At 49.8% G+C, this 19,366-nt stretch carries 19 protein-coding genes; 16 read left to right on the top strand and 3 right to left on the bottom strand.

From position 1 onward, the window contains the following. Nucleotides 1-146: 146 nt before the first annotated feature. The 15 genes from KI367_RS14900 (at nt 147) to KI367_RS14830 (ending at nt 13,985) form a co-directional block, all read left to right on the top strand. Nucleotides 147-944, top strand: coding sequence for a sensor domain-containing protein (locus KI367_RS14900; protein ID WP_246536957.1), 798 nt, complete (start codon nt 147-149; stop codon nt 942-944). Between the two features lie 314 nt (nt 945-1,258). Then, nucleotides 1,259-1,459, top strand: a complete 201-nt coding sequence (locus KI367_RS14895; RefSeq protein ID WP_036711062.1) for a cold-shock protein — start codon at nt 1,259-1,261, stop codon at nt 1,457-1,459. 51 nt (nt 1,460-1,510) lie between these two features. Then, nucleotides 1,511-1,756, top strand: a complete 246-nt coding sequence (locus KI367_RS14890; RefSeq protein WP_373316234.1) for a cold-shock protein — start codon at nt 1,511-1,513, stop codon at nt 1,754-1,756. Nucleotides 1,757-1,875: 119 nt separating this feature from the next. Beyond that, on the top strand, nt 1,876-2,892 hold the full coding sequence (locus tag KI367_RS14885; RefSeq protein WP_212950604.1) for an AraC family transcriptional regulator: 1,017 nt from the start codon (nt 1,876-1,878) through the stop codon (nt 2,890-2,892). A gap of 205 nt (nt 2,893-3,097) precedes the next feature. Further along, nucleotides 3,098-3,889 carry an SDR family NAD(P)-dependent oxidoreductase gene (locus KI367_RS14880; protein ID WP_212950602.1) on the top strand — a complete coding sequence of 264 codons (792 nt, stop codon included), beginning with the start codon at nt 3,098-3,100 and terminating at the stop codon, nt 3,887-3,889. A gap of 159 nt (nt 3,890-4,048) precedes the next feature. Continuing rightward, entirely contained in the window at nt 4,049-4,180 is a 132-nt protein-coding gene (locus tag KI367_RS27615) for an AAA domain-containing protein (protein ID WP_212950600.1), read from the top strand. Nucleotides 4,181-4,465: 285 nt separating this feature from the next. Next, nucleotides 4,466-5,410 carry an ABC transporter permease gene (locus KI367_RS14870; protein WP_212950598.1) on the top strand — a complete coding sequence of 315 codons (945 nt, stop codon included), beginning with the start codon at nt 4,466-4,468 and terminating at the stop codon, nt 5,408-5,410. Between the two features lie 12 nt (nt 5,411-5,422). Continuing rightward, nucleotides 5,423-6,352, top strand: coding sequence for a carbohydrate ABC transporter permease (locus KI367_RS14865; RefSeq protein ID WP_036711069.1), 930 nt, complete (start codon nt 5,423-5,425; stop codon nt 6,350-6,352). A 176-nt stretch (nt 6,353-6,528) separates the two neighbouring features. Further along, a complete protein-coding gene (locus KI367_RS14860) occupies nt 6,529-8,016 on the top strand; it encodes an ABC transporter substrate-binding protein (protein WP_212950596.1) in 1,488 nt (495 codons plus the stop codon). A 224-nt stretch (nt 8,017-8,240) separates the two neighbouring features. After that, nucleotides 8,241-9,968, top strand: a complete 1,728-nt coding sequence (locus tag KI367_RS14855; RefSeq protein ID WP_212950594.1) for a sensor histidine kinase — start codon at nt 8,241-8,243, stop codon at nt 9,966-9,968. A 6-nt stretch (nt 9,969-9,974) separates the two neighbouring features. Continuing rightward, complete coding sequence (locus KI367_RS14850) at nt 9,975-10,742, top strand: response regulator transcription factor (protein WP_212950593.1); 768 nt, start codon at nt 9,975-9,977, stop codon at nt 10,740-10,742. Between the two features lie 21 nt (nt 10,743-10,763). Beyond that, on the top strand, nt 10,764-12,290 hold the full coding sequence (locus tag KI367_RS14845) for an ABC transporter substrate-binding protein (RefSeq protein ID WP_212950591.1): 1,527 nt from the start codon (nt 10,764-10,766) through the stop codon (nt 12,288-12,290). A 188-nt stretch (nt 12,291-12,478) separates the two neighbouring features. Continuing rightward, nucleotides 12,479-13,378 carry a copper amine oxidase N-terminal domain-containing protein gene (locus KI367_RS14840; protein WP_212950589.1) on the top strand — a complete coding sequence of 300 codons (900 nt, stop codon included), beginning with the start codon at nt 12,479-12,481 and terminating at the stop codon, nt 13,376-13,378. Between the two features lie 6 nt (nt 13,379-13,384). Beyond that, complete coding sequence (locus tag KI367_RS27610) at nt 13,385-13,531, top strand: LPxTATN C-terminal sorting signal domain (RefSeq protein WP_212950587.1); 147 nt, start codon at nt 13,385-13,387, stop codon at nt 13,529-13,531. Between the two features lie 151 nt (nt 13,532-13,682). Further along, nucleotides 13,683-13,985 carry an ester cyclase gene (locus tag KI367_RS14830; protein ID WP_246536952.1) on the top strand — a complete coding sequence of 101 codons (303 nt, stop codon included), beginning with the start codon at nt 13,683-13,685 and terminating at the stop codon, nt 13,983-13,985. Between the two features lie 230 nt (nt 13,986-14,215). Here KI367_RS14830 and KI367_RS14825 read toward each other — a convergent pair whose 3' ends face one another. Next, nucleotides 14,216-15,709, bottom strand: coding sequence for an MFS transporter (locus KI367_RS14825; protein WP_246536951.1), 1,494 nt, complete (start codon nt 15,707-15,709; stop codon nt 14,216-14,218). A gap of 113 nt (nt 15,710-15,822) precedes the next feature. After that, complete coding sequence (locus tag KI367_RS14820) at nt 15,823-16,593, bottom strand: arylamine N-acetyltransferase family protein (protein WP_212950586.1); 771 nt, start codon at nt 16,591-16,593, stop codon at nt 15,823-15,825. A 172-nt stretch (nt 16,594-16,765) separates the two neighbouring features. Here KI367_RS14820 and KI367_RS14815 point away from each other — a divergent pair, with 172 nt between their 5' ends. Beyond that, entirely contained in the window at nt 16,766-18,109 is a 1,344-nt protein-coding gene (locus KI367_RS14815) for an aminotransferase-like domain-containing protein (RefSeq protein ID WP_212950584.1), read from the top strand. Between the two features lie 80 nt (nt 18,110-18,189). On the opposite strand, the gene KI367_RS14810 is transcribed toward KI367_RS14815, so the two are convergent. Then, complete coding sequence (locus KI367_RS14810; protein WP_212950582.1) at nt 18,190-19,317, bottom strand: DUF4261 domain-containing protein; 1,128 nt, start codon at nt 19,315-19,317, stop codon at nt 18,190-18,192. Nucleotides 19,318-19,366: the final 49 nt, after the last annotated feature.

Raw genomic sequence — 19,366 nt, 5'->3', positions numbered from 1 at the left:
TGAATAAGTTCATCTGAGCCAGGCCGATTCCTAGTCTTAAGTCTAGGTTCAGACCCCCCCTAAGACGGTTATGTCAGCCCAACAAGGCGGTTATAATGAATTTAAATAACTCGCTGATACGTGATACAGGAAGCCAAAAGGGGTGTTTGAATTTGAACGCAGAAGTGACGAACACGGCACGGGCAGGTAAGGTGAAATGGGTCCTTTTTAATCCAAAAACCTACGCAACGATCCTCTATTTATTGCTATCCCTTCCGTTAGGGATTATTTATTTTGCAGTAGCGATAACAGGACTAGCATTATCGATCGGATTAACTCCCATATTTATCGGAATACCGCTGTTCTTTGGCGTAGCAAAGCTGTTGAACGGGATTGTGCTTTTTGAACAAAGCATGATTAGACAAATTTTAGGTTTGCCTGCTCCTTCCGTTTCGTATTCCTACCATCAACAGCCTGAAACTGGGCAGAACTGGTTTATGCGAATGGTGCGAGGTTTCGAGGGTGGACTATTCATTCGAAATCTGCTGCTCGTATTCTTAAGACTTGTTACTGGCATCGTATTCTTTGTTATTATGGTTACCGTGATTTCGCTGGGACTCGGATTGATTGCTCTTCCGGTCGTGCATATCATACTGATGAATGAAATCCAGCTTGATATTCTAGAGAATAGCTTGTTTAGTTATTTTCATATCGATTGGACTTATAATCAGCAATATCTGCTGTACGTGGGCGTTGGCCTTGTCCTGTTCTGGGTCGCGCTGCGCGTCGTGAATGGGCTCATGCAAATTCAGCGCAGAATCATGTATGTGGATGAGCCATATCAGCAGCCGTCAGTGCCGCCAATGGAAGAACAAATACATGCGTCCGTTCAGTCGCGATATTATGAGTACCAAGAGGATCACCCCTCTCAAGGGATGATGCAGCCAGCCCATAGAGAGCTTTAGAAGCTCTCTTTTTTTTATGACCACTACTTGGCGAACCGTGGATTTACCAAGCCGCTGTTTTTCGCCTTTAAGCATCACACAGGAAAGTTTATGCGGTGTCGTACTTCAGAATGAGGCGAAGGCAATAAAATCGAAACAAATTCAAAACAAACTTGTAAATCAACTCCAGGTGTGTTATAGTTGATTTATTAGAATTTGAACCTGAGATCACATATTGTAGAGGGTTAGATTTTGATTATGTAGCCTTGTACAATATGTGATTTTTTTTTAAATTCAAAGATCATGTAAAAATAAAATGATGGAGGTAATTGACCATGACACAAGGAACAGTAAAATGGTTTAATGCAGACAAAGGATTTGGTTTTATCGAGGTTGAAGGCGGAGACGACGTATTTGTGCACTTCAGTGCCATCGTTGGCGACGGCTTCAAATCTTTGGACGAAGGTCAAAGAGTCGAATTTAATGTCGTTCAAGGCAATCGCGGCCCGCAGGCTGAGAATGTCGTTAAACTGTAAAACTGTAGTTTGGAAGGTCCCGCACTTCGTGTCGGGGCCTTTTTTTCGCTCATGATTCCAGAAGAGAAAGAGGGATGCTGCTTGTACGATTCACGGAAAAGACTGATGATGGAACTACTTCCAGAGGAAATGACAACGATATGGTCATGCACGAATGAAAAGTGCAACGGATGGATGAGGGATAACTTTGTTTTTTTGATTCAACCGATTTGTGTCCAATGCCATTCCTTCATGGAGAAAAGCGAGAAAATGCTGCCTGTTTTAGAAAATACAAGTCCTAATCAGACGAAGCACTGAATCAAGCGAGGGCCGGTGACACCACAATGGTCGTCAAAAACTATATAAAAGGGCAGTCAGGATGTATCTTGGCTGACCTTTTATTTTTTTTAGGTTCGCATCTAAAGGAGTCATAGGTTATGAAATCTGACCGTATAAAATTCCCGTCGGGATTTTGGGCGGGACTACAACAATTAGGAATTGCCCCGCATGAAGTAGCGAGCAAAGCGCAACTGCCGCTGAGCATGATGACAGAATCGGCTGCCGTCACCGCGGCCCAATATTTTAAAATCTGGCAAGCTTACGCCGATCTCGTTGGTGACATTGCCGTTGGAATCATCAAACTTGCAACCGTGTTTGAAACGGCACAGTACCCGCCGCCCGTCTTGGCGACCTATCATGCGCATGATTATCGCGACGCTCTTTACCGAATGGCCAGGTACAAACAACTGTGCCCTCCGGAAAGCTTGCGTATAACCGAAGAGGGCGAGGCCTGTACGATCGAATTGGAATGGACGCACAGAGAGCAACAGCAACCCGGACCGCCCATGTTGGTTGGAGCTACACTTGCCCTTCTTCTGGAGCTTGGTCGACGGGGCACCGGTTTGCCTTTGACTGCACGGTCCATAGAATTTTCTCACCCGATGGGGGATGTAACGGCCCTTGAGTCATACTTCGGGTGCTCGGTCCGAACGGGAACAACCGCTAACCGATTGACGCTGCATCGAAGAGACCTGGATCGCCCCTTTATTTCGCATAATAAAGAGTTGCTGGAGATCTTGACTCCTGTATTGGACCAATCATTGGAGGAAGATCGCAACCGTTCAATCGCTGAGATCGTCAGACGGATCCTGAAGCGCAGTTTAATCGGAGGGGGCCTGGACATTCGGGCTGTGGCGAACGAGCTTTGCATGAGCGAGCGTACCTTGCAGCGCCGTCTTACTGACGAAGGTACAACTTTCAAGCGGTTGCTGACACAGGTTCGGCATGAACAGGCTCGGGAATACTTGGCAGAACCCAAGCTTAATATCAAAGAAGTGGCTTATTTAATTGGATATGAAGACCAGAACTCGTTTTACCGCGCCTTTCGCCTTTGGGAAGGCGATACTCCTTCCAATTGGCGTTCCGAATATTTAAGGGCAAATCCAACGTCATAAAATCCCGGCCTAACTCGCTCCTAACATGGCTGGCATTTTCCGGGCTTCATTATATTTGGCGGGTTAAACAAGAAATTCGGCGTTTCACGCTAGTTACCAGGCGGTCCAGACAAAGTAACATAATCCCTATCCGGAGCACAAGGATGTTCCAAGAATAATTTCTAATCAGCTTGCTGCGAATGACAACAAAGGAGACACCTAAGTTATGGATATGGGATTAAAGAACAAAACGGCTTTGGTAACCGGATCGACGAAAGGTATAGGGAAAGCCATTGCCATTGAACTTGCAAGAGAAGGCGTCAATGTCCTCGTTAACGGACGGAAGCATGAAGAGGTAGAACGAACCGTAAATGAATTGAAGTCGGAGTTCCCGGATACCTTTCCTCAGAATGCAACGGCCGATATTGTGGATTTGCAGCAAAGAGAAGCTTTGCTCGAGAAATATCCCCACGTCGATATTCTGGTGAACAATATGGGGATTTATGAAATCATGTCTTATGATGACGTTGACGATGAAATATGGGAAAAATACTTCCGAACGAATGTCCTGGCTGCGAACGGATTATCTAAATTTTATTTGCCTAAAATGTTGAATAACAATGATGGACGAATCATCTTTATTGCAAGTGAAGAAGCCGTGATGCCATCAGGGCAAATGCCTCAGTATGCCGTGACCAAATCCATGTTACTATCGCTGTCCAAAAGCTTATCTAAACTTACGGCAGGAACGGAAGTCACCTCCAATACGATTATGCCTGGACCAACGCTTTCTGAAAACGTATATCAGATCATTGAGAGTATGTTTCCTGATGATATGTCATTTTCGGAAAAAGAGAAAAAATTTATGGCTGCAAACCTGCCCCAATCCGAAATTCAGCGTTTTATCAAGCCTTTTGAAATAGGCAGGCTCGTTGCATTTGTCTGCAGCCCCTATGCATCCGCATTCAAAGGTTCTCCGATCCGTATGGACGGGGGCATGGTGCCTACGATTTTTTAACATCATATGTAGTCTTTAAGAAAGGCCGCTTTCCGAATCAATCGGAGGGCAGCCTTTTTTCTATTAGATCCGGACAGTGTACTTAAGCCACTATCTTTTGAAACGTCCTATAGTGAGCGATATGCCTGTTACAAGCGAACCTATTCATTCAGATACAATTTGAGTCAAAGAACGGCGCTTGACCAAGCTTTAAAAAGCGCCATCAGTATTGTCGAGGGCCCTCCTGGGACAGGTAGGACCCAGACGATCTTAAACACTTTGGCGGATCTGGCGATTATGGAACGGACCTGAGGTTCTCAGTCCGAAAGCACCGATGACGCGCGCAGAGGTGACGGTGCTGATCGCAAGAATGCTGAAGGCGACCGACCTGATCGATAAATAATTCAATATCCGCGGGACAACCATTGTCGACCGATTTCCAGGTCGATGGTGGTTGTCTTTTTTTGTCCATGAACCTTGCAAAACCTAACGTTTGTTGACTACTTTATCATGTTTGTTATCTGGATGAAAGCGCTCTATTTCTTATAAAATTGACTTACAACAAAGCAATATAGGATGACGGAAGAGGTGACAGACATGAGCACTAAGACGAAAGGTAAGCGCTTACGAACGCGATGGCGCAAGCAAGATGCCGAGCTGACGCTTTTGGCGCTGCCGACGACCATATGGTACATTCTTTTCTGCTTCTTACCCATGTTCGGCATCATCATCGCCTTTAAGAACTTTAGAATAAGCGGCGGATTTCTAAGCAACGTCATTAACAGTCCATGGGCAGGGTTCAAGAACTTCGAATTTTTGTTCAAATCCAACGATGCCTGGATCATTATTCGAAATACGCTGGGATACAACATCGTTTTTATCGTCCTTGGCATTGTCATCCCCGTTGCTTTAGCCCTGATGGTCGGCATGCTGCACAATCGGAGGGCGGGCAAAGTGTATCAAACCATGATGTTTTTGCCCTATTTTCTGTCATGGGTCGTCGTTTCGGCGGTAGGCTGGGCATTTTTGAGCTTTGACAAAGGGATTGTCAATCAAATGCTGGTTAGTATGGGCGGCGAGCCGATCAACTGGTATATGGAGTCGAAATACTGGCCTTACCTTTTGATCTTCATGCATGTTTGGAAAAGCGTAGGTTACGGCCTGGTCGTTTACTTGGCGACAATCACCGGCATTGATAAAACCTACTATGAGGCGGCCGTCATTGATGGCGCTTCCATCTGGCAGCAGACGCGATTCATTACCCTACCGTTGATGAAACTGGTGATCGTCATGATGTTTATCTTGGCCGTGGGCCGCATCTTCTACACGGATTTCGGATTGTTCTTCCAGGTACCGCGGGATTCGAATTCCTTGTTTAACGTGACCACCACCATTGATGTATTGGTTTATAAGCAACTCAAAACGGCCACTGTCGGCATGGCTTCCGCGGCCGCATTCGTGCAATCCGTGCTGGGTTGTATCACGATTCTAACGGCAAACTGGATCGTTCGCAGAATAGATCCGGATAGCGCGATGATGTAGGGGGTGCGTTTTATGGCAGCAAGAACGGTTTATGAAAGCGGGTTGGATAAATTCAACCGCCCGAGCAAAGGCGTCAACATCGTGTTCAATCTCATCTTTATTTTGCTCGCGTTAGTGTGCGTGGTGCCGATGCTGGTTGTGCTTTCCATATCCTTATCCAGCGAGGATTCCATCCGTCAGACGGGATATCACATCATTCCAACCGCGTTTTCCGGCGATGCCTACAGTTATATAGCACAGCAAGGGACGATGATTCTGCGTGCGCTCGGCATATCGGTATTGGTCACGATTGTGGGCACGGTACTGGGCGTGCTGCTGACCGCCTCCATGGGCTACGTCATCTCCCGGCCGAATTATAAGCTCAAGGGGCTGCTGACCTGGATCGTATTTATTCCGATGATCTTCAATGGCGGTTTGGTTTCCAGCTATTACATCAACGCCAATTTGCTTGGACTTAAGGATACGGTTTGGGCGCTGATTTTACCGCTGGCGGTTTCGTCCTTCAACGTCATTATTTGCAAAACGTTCTTTAAGAGCACGATTCCGGACGGCCTGATCGAATCCGCGGAAATCGACGGCGCGGGCCAGCTGCGTATTTTCTTCTCGATCGTTCTGCCGATTTCCTTGCCGGTTATTGCGACCATCGGACTGTTCCTGTGCTTTGCTTACTGGAATGACTGGTTCCAATCGATGCTGTACATCAACAACCAGGATCTGTATTCCTTGCAGGCGCTGCTGAACAACTTGATGAGCAACGTGGATGCTCTCGCGAAAAATGCCGCCAGTATGGGCGTCAGCTACGCGGTGCTTGCGGCAACGATGCCGAAAGAATCCGCGCGGATGGCGGTGGCGATCATTATCGTGCTCCCTGTAGCTTTTGCTTACCCGTTCTTCCAGCGGTACTTCATTTCCGGCCTGACGATCGGCGCCGTCAAGGGATAAGACGTCGCCCGAAGGCTAAGCATTGGGGAAAAGGTTCCGCTAAAAGCGGTCCGTCTGCTTAGAGAATCCGTCGAAAAGACGTTTTCTTTTATACATCGCCGTTCTGATCATCACCAACTTGTATACAAAAATTTTCAAAACGGCGCAAGAACAACATTTATAAGGGGGAAATACCTATGAAAAAGCCTTTGAAGCTCCTTTCTACCGCTTGCGTTCTGACGCTTCTGATGTCGGCGCTCGCAGCTTGCGGCTCGAAGTCGGATACATCCGCTTCCGATCCGAAGGCTTCCGATGCTTCCAAAACTTCTTCATCTTCCACTGATGTGCCTACGTTGGTATGGTGGACGATCGGCGGCCAGGTTCCGAACAATTTTGACAAGGCTGTCGCAGCGATGAATGAATACACAGCCGAAAAAATCGGCGTCAAAGTGGATATCAAAGTGGCCAGCTGGGGCGAATGGGATACGAAGATCAACACGATCGTAAATACGGGCGAACCTTTCGATATCATGTTCACGAACGGTTCCAAGTACAATCAGCAAGTTGCGATGGGCGCCTTTGCCGACCTCACGGATCTCGTGCAAAGCGAAACGCCGGATCTGTATAAGCTGATTCCCGAAAAGGTATGGGACGGCTCAAAAGTCGGCGGCAAAATTTACTCCGTACCGACGTACAAGGACTCGTCCCTAACCCAGTATTGGGTATTCGATCATAAGTATGTTGAGAAATACGGCATTGACGTGCCAAACATGAAAACGCTGAAGGACCTTGACAAGCCGTTCCATGACATGAAAGCAGGAGAAGGCAAAAGCTTCTATCCGCTGCCGATGACGCAAAGCGAAGGCTTAAACGGATTCTTTAACGAATACGACGATATGGCCCTTGGACTCGCTCCGATCGGCGTAAAGGCGGACGATGCTTCGCGTAAGGTCGTATCTGTTCTCGAACAGCCGGACGTGATGGAGAATTTGAAAATGCTGCATCAATGGTATCAAGACGGCATTATCAATCCGGACGCGCCAACCAAGCCTGAACCGGATAAAGGCAAACCATTCATGAGCGCTCAAGGTTTCCCTGGTGCAGAAGTGAGCTGGCAAGTGAACAATGGCGTTGAAAAGTACGATATGGTACAGAATTACGGACCGATCTACACGACAACGACGATCCAAGGTTCTTTGAACGCTATTTCCGCCAACTCGAAATATAAAAAAGAAGCTCTGAAATATTTGGAGTTGGTCAATACCGATCCGAAGCTGCGCAACATGCTCGCTTTTGGCGAAGAGGGCGTGGATTACAAGAAAGTGGATGGCGAGAAAGTTATCGAGCGCACGACAGATACATGGCCGCTCGCTGCCTACACGCAAGGTACATTCTTCAACATGGCAACGCAGAAGGATGCGCCTAAAGACCAATGGGAACAGGTTAAAAAGCTGAATGAACAAGCGTTTGCGTCTTCGCTGCTGGGTTTCTCCATGGATATTACCAATCTCTCTACAGAGGTGGCGAATACCAAGGCGGTATGGGACAAATACCGTTATGAATTGCTCACGGGCGCATCCGATCCGGAGAAAATGGTTCCGAAGATCGTGTCCGAACTGAAAGCCGCAGGCATGGATACCCTCATGAAAGCCGCCCAAGAGCAAATTGATGCTTTCTTTAAGTGAGTCATACAAAGCCAACGCCCGACTTGGAAGCCCGAACGGAAGGATCATTTGCCCGTTCGGGCTTTCTTATTTGCCAGAATCCCAATGTCGAAACGGATCGAATTTTGCATCCTCCTGATCCAGGAAAACAAGATATAATGAAATTGCTTTACGTGAAATGGAGTGCTCACCGTTCAGGATTTTGCAAAATCCTCCGTTAAAACCTGATGCAAAGGAGGCGTCGCATGGGTTCTTTTCTGCAGATTAAGATATACCGCGGCAAATTCATTGCGTATACGGTATTTGTGGTGACTTTAGGGTTGGCGCTTGGCATTCTGACTTGTGCGATACTGCTGTATCAATGGATCGAAAACGCCCGAACCGAGGCTGTCAGCGCCTTTGCCCGCATCGAAAACGAGCTTCAGTATGATGCGGACCGCATCGAGGCATACATGCAGCGAATATACTCCAACAATCGGCTGATGACCGATGCCAGGTACTTTTTGGGCAACAGCGCGGAGGGGTATCTGACGAACAGGCTGAAAAACAGCCACTTTAACGAACCGCTCGTCTCCTTTCCCGACGACATGAAAGCTTTTTTGTACAGCTCCGGGCAGGGAGACATTACGCAAATCAGCCTCCATACCGCGTCGCGGGGCAATGCGGTTCGCTTTGACAGCAGCGGCAATGACAGCTTCGCATTCCGCCTGCCGAACACGGATGAAACCTTTCGCGAGACGATCCAAAAGGGATTCGTATACCGCAAAAAGTTATCCGACCCGAACCAGATTTCCCGCCAGATCGGGGAGTTCCGTTTCTTGATCAGCAGCGAGCAGCTGTTCAAAAAAATAAACAGCTACAAATTGGACACGGCTGCAGCCGTAAGCGCTTCCGGCGAGGTGTACATGATCTTAGGCGGGAACCGCCATGCCGGGGAACGGGTCCTTCGAGCGGCGGAGGATGGACGAAACAGCGGCTATCTTTCATTAGGCGGGTTGAATAGCACGTATTTTATGACCTTTTCTTCCACCAAATTTGATTTCCGCTTCGTCGTTCTTGTCGACCTGCCGATGCTTATGCGTCAAAATACCGGCATTATTGCGGCGGTGTTATTCATCATATTGCTGGCGATGATCAGCGTATTGCTTATTATTGTTTACAATCTGCGTGACGACGCGCGATTCCTTCAGCGCATCATCTATTCCATCAAACGCGTGAAAACCGCGGACTTTACGTCGAATTCTCCGGCCCGTTACAGGCGGAACGAATACGGCATGATTGCCCGGGAACTGGATGACATGGTTCTTCAGCTTGATAAACATATCCGCACCGAATATTTGCTGAAGCTCAAACAGCAGGAGACCGAAATGAAGGCGCTTCAACATCAGATTAATCCCCACTTCCTGTACAACACGTTAGAGGCCATTCGCTCTACCGCTTTGGTGAACCGCGACGTCGACACCGCCGATGCCATCGCGACCTTAGGCGCTTTATACCGGGATATCGTGAAGAAAGAAAATATCATATCCATCGGCAGCGAGCTGGAGCTTTTGCAAAAGTATTTGAAAATCATGGAGTTGAAGTACCCGGGGCGGTTTTATTATCAGCTGAATGTGGATGAGGCGCTTTGGAACGTGTCTACCGTGAAATTTTGGATGCAGCCTCTGGCGGAGAATTTTTTCGTTCATGGCTTCGATCCGGGCAACGAATTTAATTTACTGGTCGTCAACGGCTGGGAAACGGATCGGCGCTTCGTGCTCGAATTTGTCGACAACGGAAAAGGAATCTCCAGGGAACGTTTGGACGAAGTGAAGCGGAATCTTTCAAGCCGTGATGATGCTCCTGTCAAGAGCATTGGCCTGCGCAACGTGTATACCCGGCTGCACTTTTTCTATGGAGAGGGCTTTTCCATGGAGGTCGATAACAACGAGGAGGCAGGCGTCAAGATTACCGTAACGATCGCAAAGGAGTGATCAGGCATGTACAAACTTCTTATCGTGGATGATGAACCGCAGATTCTGGAGGGCATGAAGCGGAGTCTGGATTGGGAAAGCTACGGTTTTCACCGGATCGAGACGAGCGAAACCGGAGAGGGCGCATTGTCCAAGGCGGTAGAGCTGCTGCCGGATATCGCCATTTTTGATGTGTGCATAGGGACGGAGCGCGGCTATGAAATCATCGGCAAGCTTAAAGAGATGCGCCTTCCCACCCAATATATTATCATGAGCGGCTATAGCGAATTCGAATACGCCCGGGAGGCGATCCGCTGCGGGGTGAAGGATTATTTGCTCAAGCCCGTCGAACGTTCCAAGCTGCAGCAGGTGATCGAAAAAATCATCGTGGAAGATTTGCACGGCACCCTGGACGGCGCAAGCGGCGAAGATCCGAACACCGATCCGATTTTGGGAATTCCGTACGATCAATTATCGAAGCTGACCAACCGCATCTTGATGATGGTGAAGGCCGAATATGCCCAGAACATCACCCTGAAATCGGTGGCGGAGCGTTTTCGGATGAACAGTACGTACCTTGGACAGCTGTTTTTGAAGGAAGCGCATATGAAGTTTTCGGAATATTTGATGGCCTATCGAATGCTTCACGCGCGGGAACTCATTTTAACGACCAGCGAGAAAATTTCCAGCATCGCGCTTTCCGTGGGATACCCGAATCTGAATTATTTTTACACCCATTTTCAAAGTTATTTCGGCAAGTCGCCTTCGGAAATGAGAAAAAAGAGCCAGGTTTAACGCGAAAAGGGAGGCCTTTGTATGCAGCAACCCACTTTTTGGGGTCGTATCATCCTATATGTTGCCTTAACCGTCATGTTGGCGCTGTCGGGGACGGGGTGTTCCTCTTCTTCGAGCGAAGATGAGGGGAAGCCCGGCGGCGCCATGGTGAATCTCATCTACTACACGATCGGCGAGCCGGATAAGGATTTGAAGCTGGTGAACGACAAAATCAATGAGATCCTGGCCAAAAAGATCGGCGTTACGATCACCTACGTCAAGGTAGGCTGGCAAGAGTATGAAGACCGGTTGAACACGATGATTTCGGCGGGAACTCCTTTCGATGTCGCTTTTGCGCAGGACTTCACGGGTTATGCCAAGCGTGGCGCATGGCTGCGGCTGGATGACTATCTCTCTACCGTAGGCAAGGAAATGTACGAGGTCATCGATCCCGTTTTTTGGCAGGGGGTGCGCATGGACGACGGCGGCATTTACGGCATCCCTACCAATAAAGAGCTCGCGGTGCGCCAACAGTGGACGTATCCGGATGAACTGGTGAAGAAGTACGACATCGATATTACAAAATACAACACGTTGGAATCGCTTGAACCTTTGCTGCGGATGATCAAACAAAAGGAACCGGATTATTTGCCCATGGAGCTGGACAAGGACTCGCAGAACTTCTTTGCCTTGGACGGTTACGAATACGTCATAGACAAGAAGCTCCCTTTGATGGTGAAGTCCTTAGATCCAAACGCTCCCGTGGTGAATATATTCGAAACGAAAGAAGCACGGCAAGTGCTGAATACGCTGCGGCGTTATTATAAGGCCGGCTACATCAACGAAGACGCTGCTTTACGGGAGAATCAAAAGCTGAAGAGAGGTTCGAAGTTGTTCTGGAAAGCCTCCGACGGCGGCCCTCTTGCGGTAAACAGCTGGAGCAAGGACCGCGGCTACAAAGTGGTGGCGAACGCAGTAACGCCGGAGCTTGTCACGACGGAATCTTTGCGGGGCGGCATTATGGCGGTCAGCGCAGAAACCAAGCACCCCGTAGAGTCCATTAAATTTTTGAATTTACTAAATACCGACCCGGAAGTGCGCAATTTGTTCAATTATGGGATAGAGGGCGTGCATTACAGCTTGGACGAGAACGGCCAAGTCGTGCCTATTCATCCGAAGGATGATAACGGGAATCCCATTCCGGATGAAACGCCCGGTTACACGGGGGTCACGTATACCCAGGGCAACTGGTTCATTTTGAAGACGATGGGCGGCGACTTTCCGGACCCTCTGAATAAATGGGATCAGTTCCGTTCCTCCAACGCCAGAGTCGTAAAATCCAGCATGCTGGGTTTTACGCCCGATCTATCCATGATGCCGATCCAGATGCAGAACATCGAGATGGTATGGCAAAAATATTACCCGAGCCTGATGACAGGCAGCGTGGATGTCGATACCGAACTGCCGAAGTTCAACCAGGAACTGAAGCAGGCGGGTCTGGACGAGGTTCATGCCGAAGTGCAAAAGCAGCTCGACGCTTGGCGTATGGCGCACAAGCAGCGGCTCTGACCATCCGACCGGATCCATGAAATTTGGTACAGTCCTACGCACTTCCATTCGTAACCCAAACGGGTGCTAAACCGTCTCTTAGATGAAGACTTTCCATTAGGAGCTTATCAATCAGGGCAGTTCATTTTTAGTCATGACGATGCGGGGAGTCATTTCATCTAAAAATAGGAAAAAGAGGTGCGATGGTGGTGCTCAAACGTTTGGTTCTATCCATGCTGTTATCGTCCGTGTTATGGTCGGCTTGTTCTGCGTATGCATCGGCTGAGGGGGCCGTGCCTCGGGCGAATGTCGCTGGAATCTCCATTTATCCGTATGAAAAAGGAGTCGATGCCGAATTTTATATCCGCTATGGTGATTCGGGCCAAGAGTCCATCGGCAAAGATTTTATAGGATTATTTATCAACGGCTCCATTATCAAAAATGCGAATGTGGTGACGGAAAATAACAGAACGCTGCTGCCGGTTCGAATTGTGGCCGAACATTTGGGGGCCCAAATCAAGTGGGATTCCAAAGCCCAAAAAGTCACGATTGCCGATGGCGGCCAAACGGTCGAATTATTCATGCACTCCACGCATGCCAAGGTAAACGGCAAAAAAGTCGAAATGACTGTCGCGCCAAAAATCATACACCGTAGCACCTACGTGCCTGCGAGATTTGTGGCCGAAGCTTTGCGCGCCAAAGTGGATTATTTTAATGGAAAAGACCTCTCGCAGCCGCATATGGTTCCCAGACTGCCGCATGTAATGATCAGCCGGTATCCAAGCGATGCCAAGATCCTTTCCAAAGAGGCTGCCATCGACAAAGCCAAAAAGGAATTGGTTACCGCGTATGAATCAAAATTCGGCCCATTGGTTCCGCTTGCCGCGAACGAGAAACCGGGTAGGGAAGATGACAAGGCCATTTTGAGGGATGTCATTACACATTTGAAAGTCGAATCGGAGAACGACAGGTATTACGTCATCCCTGTGATGTATGATTTTTGGGTCGATAAGTATACGGGAGATGTGTATACCTTTTATAACGGATTGACGATGTCGATTAACAAATTTGATCCGTATGCCGAAAATGCGTTGTCTTTTCCGGGGTGATGGCGTATGAAGGCCCCTTCGCCAGCGGACCAAACTGGCGAACAGTTTGGCAACAAGCTGCCTAACACGGCAACAAACGTTTACAACCTAGGGTTCCTCGGAATAATCATTCTGTTCACAGGATTGATCATTTGGATAAAACGTAAGGTATAATCGTTATATCTGATATGAAGAAAACACTTTTCTGCGCGAAAGGTGTTTTCTTCTATATGAATGCAGTTCACGAAGGTTGTGGTTTTTTTGTGCTTGCTCCATTTTGCCGAGCCTGTGTCTTTCGTGAAAACAGGATAGAGGAGATGTTTACATGCAAACACTAGAGCATAAAAATGCGGCTCTCGTCAGCGAATTCATTGAATCCTTTTGGAATCGGAGCGACATGGAAAGCGTGGACCGGTTTTTGTCGGACGATTATCGTGAACTCAGCTACCAATCCAGGGAGGGATTGAAGCAGTTTGCGATGAAAATCCTTGGTGCTTTCCCGGATAAACGCTACATGGTGGAGGAAATGGTCGCCCAAGGCGACAAGGTCCTCGTTCGAATGACCGAAAAGACACGGATGAGGATATGTTTTTTGGCACAGCGCCGACAGGCCGTCAGATCGATGTGACGCGTGTCGGATGGGCGGATTGCCGAACATCGCGGCTGTATCGATATGGTTACGATGTGGAGTCAGATCCGCGGCACCGCAGCCCAAGGATAATGCTGCCCACGGATCAATGAAAAAGCCCTCACGCAGACAGGCACTCTGCTTGAGGGTGCTTCCTAACCTATTTCCATGTCCATTTGAACAATGAGCCTACAGGCGACGATTTAAAATACTCTCCTGTTTCCTGTTGTCTATCTCCTCTGCTCCGAATCCGTCCCCGATTCATGGATCATCGCGTGCTCTTCATGCCACCACAGCGCTTCTTCCGGTTCCTTCAGCAGCTCCTTGATTTCATGTTTCTCCTCGACGGCCGGCGGGGAGCCGCGCAGCGATTTGCCCGAAGTGTCGGTAAACCAAAACGTGACGACGACCAGTCCGATGATCGATGTGGCGATCAAAAAATAAGCCGGAACGAGATTGTTTTGGGTCAAATTGATCAGCCAGGCCATCACAAGGGGGGTTGTGCCGCCGAACAGGGACGCCGAGATATTGTACGTGATCGCCAGCAGGCCGTACCGGACATCGGTAAAAAACAGCGCGGGCAGCACGGAAGGCATCGTCCCTTCGAAGCAGGTCAGGAATACCGCTAGGATCAGCAATCCGAGGAATACGAGCCCGAGCTTGCCGCTGCTGATCCACATGAAAGCCGGGAGGGACAGGACGAGCAGGCCGGCCAGGCCGATCTGCATGATCCTTTTGTTGCCGATCCGGTCGCTGAAATAACCCATGGCCAGCACGATCGGAATCATGATGAACATGACGATCAGGATCAGGAGCAGCCCTTCCGCTTCCCCGTAACCCAGTACGGCGGTCAGGTGTGACGGCATATAAGAAAGCACCATGTAATCGACGACGTTAAAGAAAAAGACGAGCACGGTACAAATCAGGATGACTTTCCAATGCCTCGAGAACAGTTCCCTGAGCGGCGTTTTCGGTTTATCCTCATCCTTGGCCTGCTCCATTGCTTCAAAAGCCGGCGTTTCCTCCAAATGGCCGCGGAGATACAGTCCGACCAAGCCGATCGGCGCCGCGATGAAAAACGGAATCCTCCAGCCCCAAGCAAGCATTTGCTCGGAACCGAGGAGATAGGTCAGCAGCGTGACCAAACCCGAGCCGGCAATATAACCGATCAAGGTGCCCACTTCCAGTCCGCTGGATAAAAAGCCTCTTTTTTTGTCGGGCGTCGATTCGGCGATAAAGGTCATTGCCCCCGAGTATTCCCCTCCGGTGGAGAATCCCTGTACCAGCCGTGCAAGCAAAAGCAGCACCGAAGCCGTCGTTCCGATGGAAGCATAACTCGGGATGAGGCCGATGCAAAGCGTCGAGATGGCCATCATCAAAAGCGTGATGGTAAGCACTTTTTTACGGCCCCAACGGTCCCCGAGACGCCCGAAAAACAATCCGCCGAAAGGTCTCACGATAAACGCGATGGAAAAAGTGGCGAACGTATAGACGAGCTGCACCGAACCGCTCATTTCCGGAAAAAACACTTTCCCGATGACGACCGCAAGATAAGAATAGATCCCGAAATCGAACCACTCCATCGCGTTCCCGAGAGCCGTGGCAATCACGGCCTTTTTCGCCATTTGTGCATCGACGATCGTAATGTCGTCTTTGTGCAGCTTGGGCCCCGAGCGTTTGCCGATCAGCGGCCATTTATGCTTTGGCTTATCATGACTGTTCATCGTTCCCGATCTCCTAACGAAAAATTGGTCATTTCGCCGTTAGTATTCGCTGGAAATGGGAGGATGATGCGCGAAAGCGGGATATGCCGAAGTTTTTTGGTTCATTGATGGCTTCACTTGCCGGACGGGAGACGGATGTTAAATGTATCGGCCAGAACCCTTTCGAAGTCTCCGGGCCTGATCGATTCTTTGGTTTTCAGTTCGTTTTGAACGACCGTCAACGAATGATCATGCAGCGTGACGCGCCCTTGCTCGGTCAGGATCATCGCCACCGGCACTTTGTTGAACCTGGACTCCTCGCCGTATTGGGTCATGATGAATACATCGTAAAAATCGGTCAGTTGTTTCGCTGCGGCCGGATCGAATTGATATAACGTATCCCATTCCGATCCTTCACGTCTCTCAAGGACAACCGTACCCTCCCGGTCGCTCCAGAGGCGAAGCCGGTAGGAGCCTCCGTCCGCATCATGCACCTCCTCGCCGGTCAGCGGCACCGGCTGTCTTGGAGTTCTTCCGCCGAATCCGACGTCGACCAAATAATCGGAGCCGTCGACCCGTACCATGTTGATGGCATGGGAGCCTGTCACAAACCATCCTTCCTCCGTTTTGACGGTAGCGGCGGTCAGCGACACGCTGAAACCGAGCTCCCGGAGCAGCGAATGAAACAAGCCGTTTAACTCGTAACAGACGCCGCCCCTTTTGCGCGACACGATTTTGTCGAACTGCTTGTCGGCTTCCAGGGAAAGCGGGACCCCGCCGACGATATCCAAATTCTCGAACGGAATGCGCGTGACATGGCCGTGCTGAAGCCGCCGGAGAAAATCCAAGGATGCCTGGCGGGGACCGTCGATGCCCAATCGTTCCAAATATGCGTTTATATTCATAGAGTCAGCTCCTTTTATCGTTCCATTCATTGATACAACACCCGGTATCTCAAAAGTACGATAAATCAGGCGAACCCACCATGCCGTTTTAAAACAACTGTATCGGTACAGTTCAAAATTCAGGTATACTATGTATCACAGCATGCCCTATGCTGAAATGGAGGAATGGATCGTGAAAAAATATGCTGCCATTTTGGCGGATATCGAAGAGAAAATCGAGCTGGGGCAGTTTGCTCCCGGCCAAAAGCTCGCTTCCGTCCGTGCCGCGGCCGCGCATTACGGGTGCAGCGTCAGTACGGTGACCCGCGCCTACGCCGAGCTTGAAAAACGCCACGCCATTTACGCCGCCCCGCAAAGCGGATTCTATGTCGTGGACAAACCGGCGAAAGAAGGGGACGGTCGGGACGACGGCGTCCTGGATTTGGCCTCGGCATTGCCGGATATCGACTTGTTCCCGTACCTGGATTTCCAGCATTGCCTGAACAAGGCGATTGATACATACAAACATGATCTGTTTACCTATGGCAGCCACCAAGGGATGGAGAGTCTTCGCCGTACGCTGGTGAACCATTTGGCCGATGATCAGGTGTTTGCCAAAGCCGAACAGATTTTTATTGCCTCCGGCGTCCAGCAGACGCTGGAAATGCTTGCGAGAATGCCGTTTCCGAACGGAAAAGAGGTTATTTTGGTGGAGCAGCCGAGTTATGACATCTATTTGCGTTTTCTTGAAACGGAAGGCCTGCCGGTCCGGGGAATTGCTCGTACTGCAGACGGCATCGATCTCGCGGAATTGGAGGAGACGTTTCAAAGCGGAGGGATCAAATTTTTTTACACCATGTCCCGGTACCACAACCCGTTGGGCACGTCGTATACGGTTCGGGAGCGGGAAGCGATCGCCAGGCTGGCGGACAAATACGATGTTTACGTCGTGGAAGACGATTATATGGCGGACCTCGGGGAGGAGCGCTGTTTTGATCCGATTTTTGCCTACAGCCGGAGAGGGCATGCCATTTATTTGAAGAGTTTTTCGAAAATCATTTTTCCCGGCCTTCGCTTGGGGGCTGCCGTCTTGCCTCTGCATCTTGTGGAAACATTTCACCGGTACAAAAGGTATCCGGACACTTCGCTGCTTTCCCAAGCGGCGCTAGAAATTTATATCAAAAACGGCATGTATGAGCGCCACAAGCGTCACATTTGCAGCCAGTACGCCGCGCGGATCCGGGCCGTGAACGAAGCCATTCGAAGGCATAACCGGGAGGGGCTCGTCGAAGCTTCCAACGTCAATTCAGGGATTTATATCCAGCTGAAGGTGCAGCCTACGGTCAATTTGGAACGCCTCATTGCGCGGCTTGAGGAGCGGGGCATTCGGGTCGTGTCCGGCAAAAGGCATTACCTGTCGGATTTCCGGGAGCGCGAAAAATTTATCCGGATCAGTATCTCCCGGGCCCTCCCGGAGCGGATCGACGAAGGCATACGCGCCATTATTGAAGAGATCAAGCGGGGTGGAAGTTGGTAGGCCGTTAATACCGCCCCGGCAAACCGCAAACAGCGCAGCCTGTAAGCAGGGTGCGCTGTCTTGGTTTTAGCGGAGTTCGTTCAAAATTTGATTTTAAGGCTGTCGCCTTCGACGTATACGCCCTCCGAACGGTTGATCGGCAGCTTCTGTTCGGCGCTGAAGCCGATCGTTTCCCCGTCTTTCAAAGTCACGTTGTGTTCGATGACATAACCGCTGATGTCGATCAGGAAATCGCGCAGGTCGGAGGGGGAGGCTTGGGTGTCCAGCACCTCGATTTCGTCCTTGCCGAAGGATTTCAATCCCAAGGTGTAGCCGCTGATGCCATTCTCCGAACGGACAAGGCCAAAATGCACCAGGTTCAGCAGCGGGAACATGTCATCGTCCGTTTTCATCAATTCCGCAAAATCCACGAACAGCCCGGGGTGAAAGACGGTGCCGGAGGAATACAACCCGACCGCGTTCGGGAGCTTCAGGCAGCTGGAAGCCAGCTTCGCGTATAGCTTGCCGCTGTCGAGCGGGGAACCGGAGCGGGTAAATACGGCCAGGATGATTTGAGCCACATGGGTTTTCGTTTTTTCCACGGCGTCTTTCCAGAGGTAGTTCCACTCAGCGTTGCGTTCGGCTTCTTCATCCGGGACGGGAGCATTGACAAAGCTTAGCGCCACGGTGAAGCCTTCCGTTTCGAAGACGAGAATGCCTTCCTTTTCTTCCTTGGAGCGTTCCTCGCTTTCTTGCGAGCAGGAGATATTCCAATCCTCCCATAGATTCCTTTTGATCTGCTCCATGTCGCATTCCGGGGAATCCAGCAGCACGAACCCGTTAAACAGACCCCCATTGTCATTTTGAGTTGCTCCCTGAGGTTCTTCGTTTTGCTCCGCCTCGAGCGCCGCCGCCTGCTTCATCCAGAACTCGCGGATCATTTCTACCATGACGATGGCCTCCTGTTGGGCCGTGGCAGGATCATAGGGCTCCATTTCGCTGAACACATGGCCGCAATGTTCGGTATCCAAGTCATGTTCATAGCCGCCGCACACGCCGAGCAGCCATTTTCCGAGCAGGGTCTTTTTATACTTGAATATGTAATAGCGCATACCGTGCAAATCAAATTCTCCCGCAAGTTCGATTTTGCTAGGCTCCCGTCCTAGTTCGCGTTCATCCGCCAACCAGTCGATCATGGACTGCATGGCTGCTTGCCGTTGGGTCGTCATTATTTCCGCTCCTTTATCGAAATTAGTCTTTAAAGGTACATTCTACCAA

Origin of the sequence: Paenibacillus cookii, assembly GCF_018333375.1 — a bacterium.
GTDB lineage: Bacteria > Bacillota > Bacilli > Paenibacillales > Paenibacillaceae > Paenibacillus_AQ > Paenibacillus_AQ cookii.
This window is presented reverse-complemented; position numbering and strand designations above follow the sequence as displayed.

What these genes read in the sequence shown, in the direction of transcription:
- KI367_RS14895 (WP_036711062.1), top strand. Translation starts at nt 1,259, where the DNA reads ATGACACAAGGAACAGTAAAATGGTTTAATGCAGACAAAGGATTTGGT.
- KI367_RS27610 (WP_212950587.1), top strand. Translation starts at nt 13,385, where the DNA reads ATGAAGGCCCCTTCGCCAGCGGACCAAACTGGCGAACAGTTTGGCAAC.
- KI367_RS14880 (WP_212950602.1), top strand. Translation starts at nt 3,098, where the DNA reads ATGGATATGGGATTAAAGAACAAAACGGCTTTGGTAACCGGATCGACG.
- KI367_RS14855 (WP_212950594.1), top strand. Translation starts at nt 8,241, where the DNA reads ATGGGTTCTTTTCTGCAGATTAAGATATACCGCGGCAAATTCATTGCG.
- KI367_RS14860 (WP_212950596.1), top strand. Translation starts at nt 6,529, where the DNA reads ATGAAAAAGCCTTTGAAGCTCCTTTCTACCGCTTGCGTTCTGACGCTT.
- KI367_RS14845 (WP_212950591.1), top strand. Translation starts at nt 10,764, where the DNA reads ATGCAGCAACCCACTTTTTGGGGTCGTATCATCCTATATGTTGCCTTA.
- KI367_RS14865 (WP_036711069.1), top strand. Translation starts at nt 5,423, where the DNA reads ATGGCAGCAAGAACGGTTTATGAAAGCGGGTTGGATAAATTCAACCGC.
- KI367_RS14850 (WP_212950593.1), top strand. Translation starts at nt 9,975, where the DNA reads ATGTACAAACTTCTTATCGTGGATGATGAACCGCAGATTCTGGAGGGC.
- KI367_RS14830 (WP_246536952.1), top strand. Translation starts at nt 13,683, where the DNA reads ATGCAAACACTAGAGCATAAAAATGCGGCTCTCGTCAGCGAATTCATT.
- KI367_RS14810 (WP_212950582.1), bottom strand. Translation starts at nt 19,317, where the DNA reads ATGACGACCCAACGGCAAGCAGCCATGCAGTCCATGATCGACTGGTTG.
- KI367_RS14870 (WP_212950598.1), top strand. Translation starts at nt 4,466, where the DNA reads ATGAGCACTAAGACGAAAGGTAAGCGCTTACGAACGCGATGGCGCAAG.
- KI367_RS14890 (WP_373316234.1), top strand. Translation starts at nt 1,511, where the DNA reads ATGATTCCAGAAGAGAAAGAGGGATGCTGCTTGTACGATTCACGGAAA.
- KI367_RS14885 (WP_212950604.1), top strand. Translation starts at nt 1,876, where the DNA reads ATGAAATCTGACCGTATAAAATTCCCGTCGGGATTTTGGGCGGGACTA.
- KI367_RS14820 (WP_212950586.1), bottom strand. Translation starts at nt 16,593, where the DNA reads ATGAATATAAACGCATATTTGGAACGATTGGGCATCGACGGTCCCCGC.
- KI367_RS14825 (WP_246536951.1), bottom strand. Translation starts at nt 15,709, where the DNA reads ATGAACAGTCATGATAAGCCAAAGCATAAATGGCCGCTGATCGGCAAA.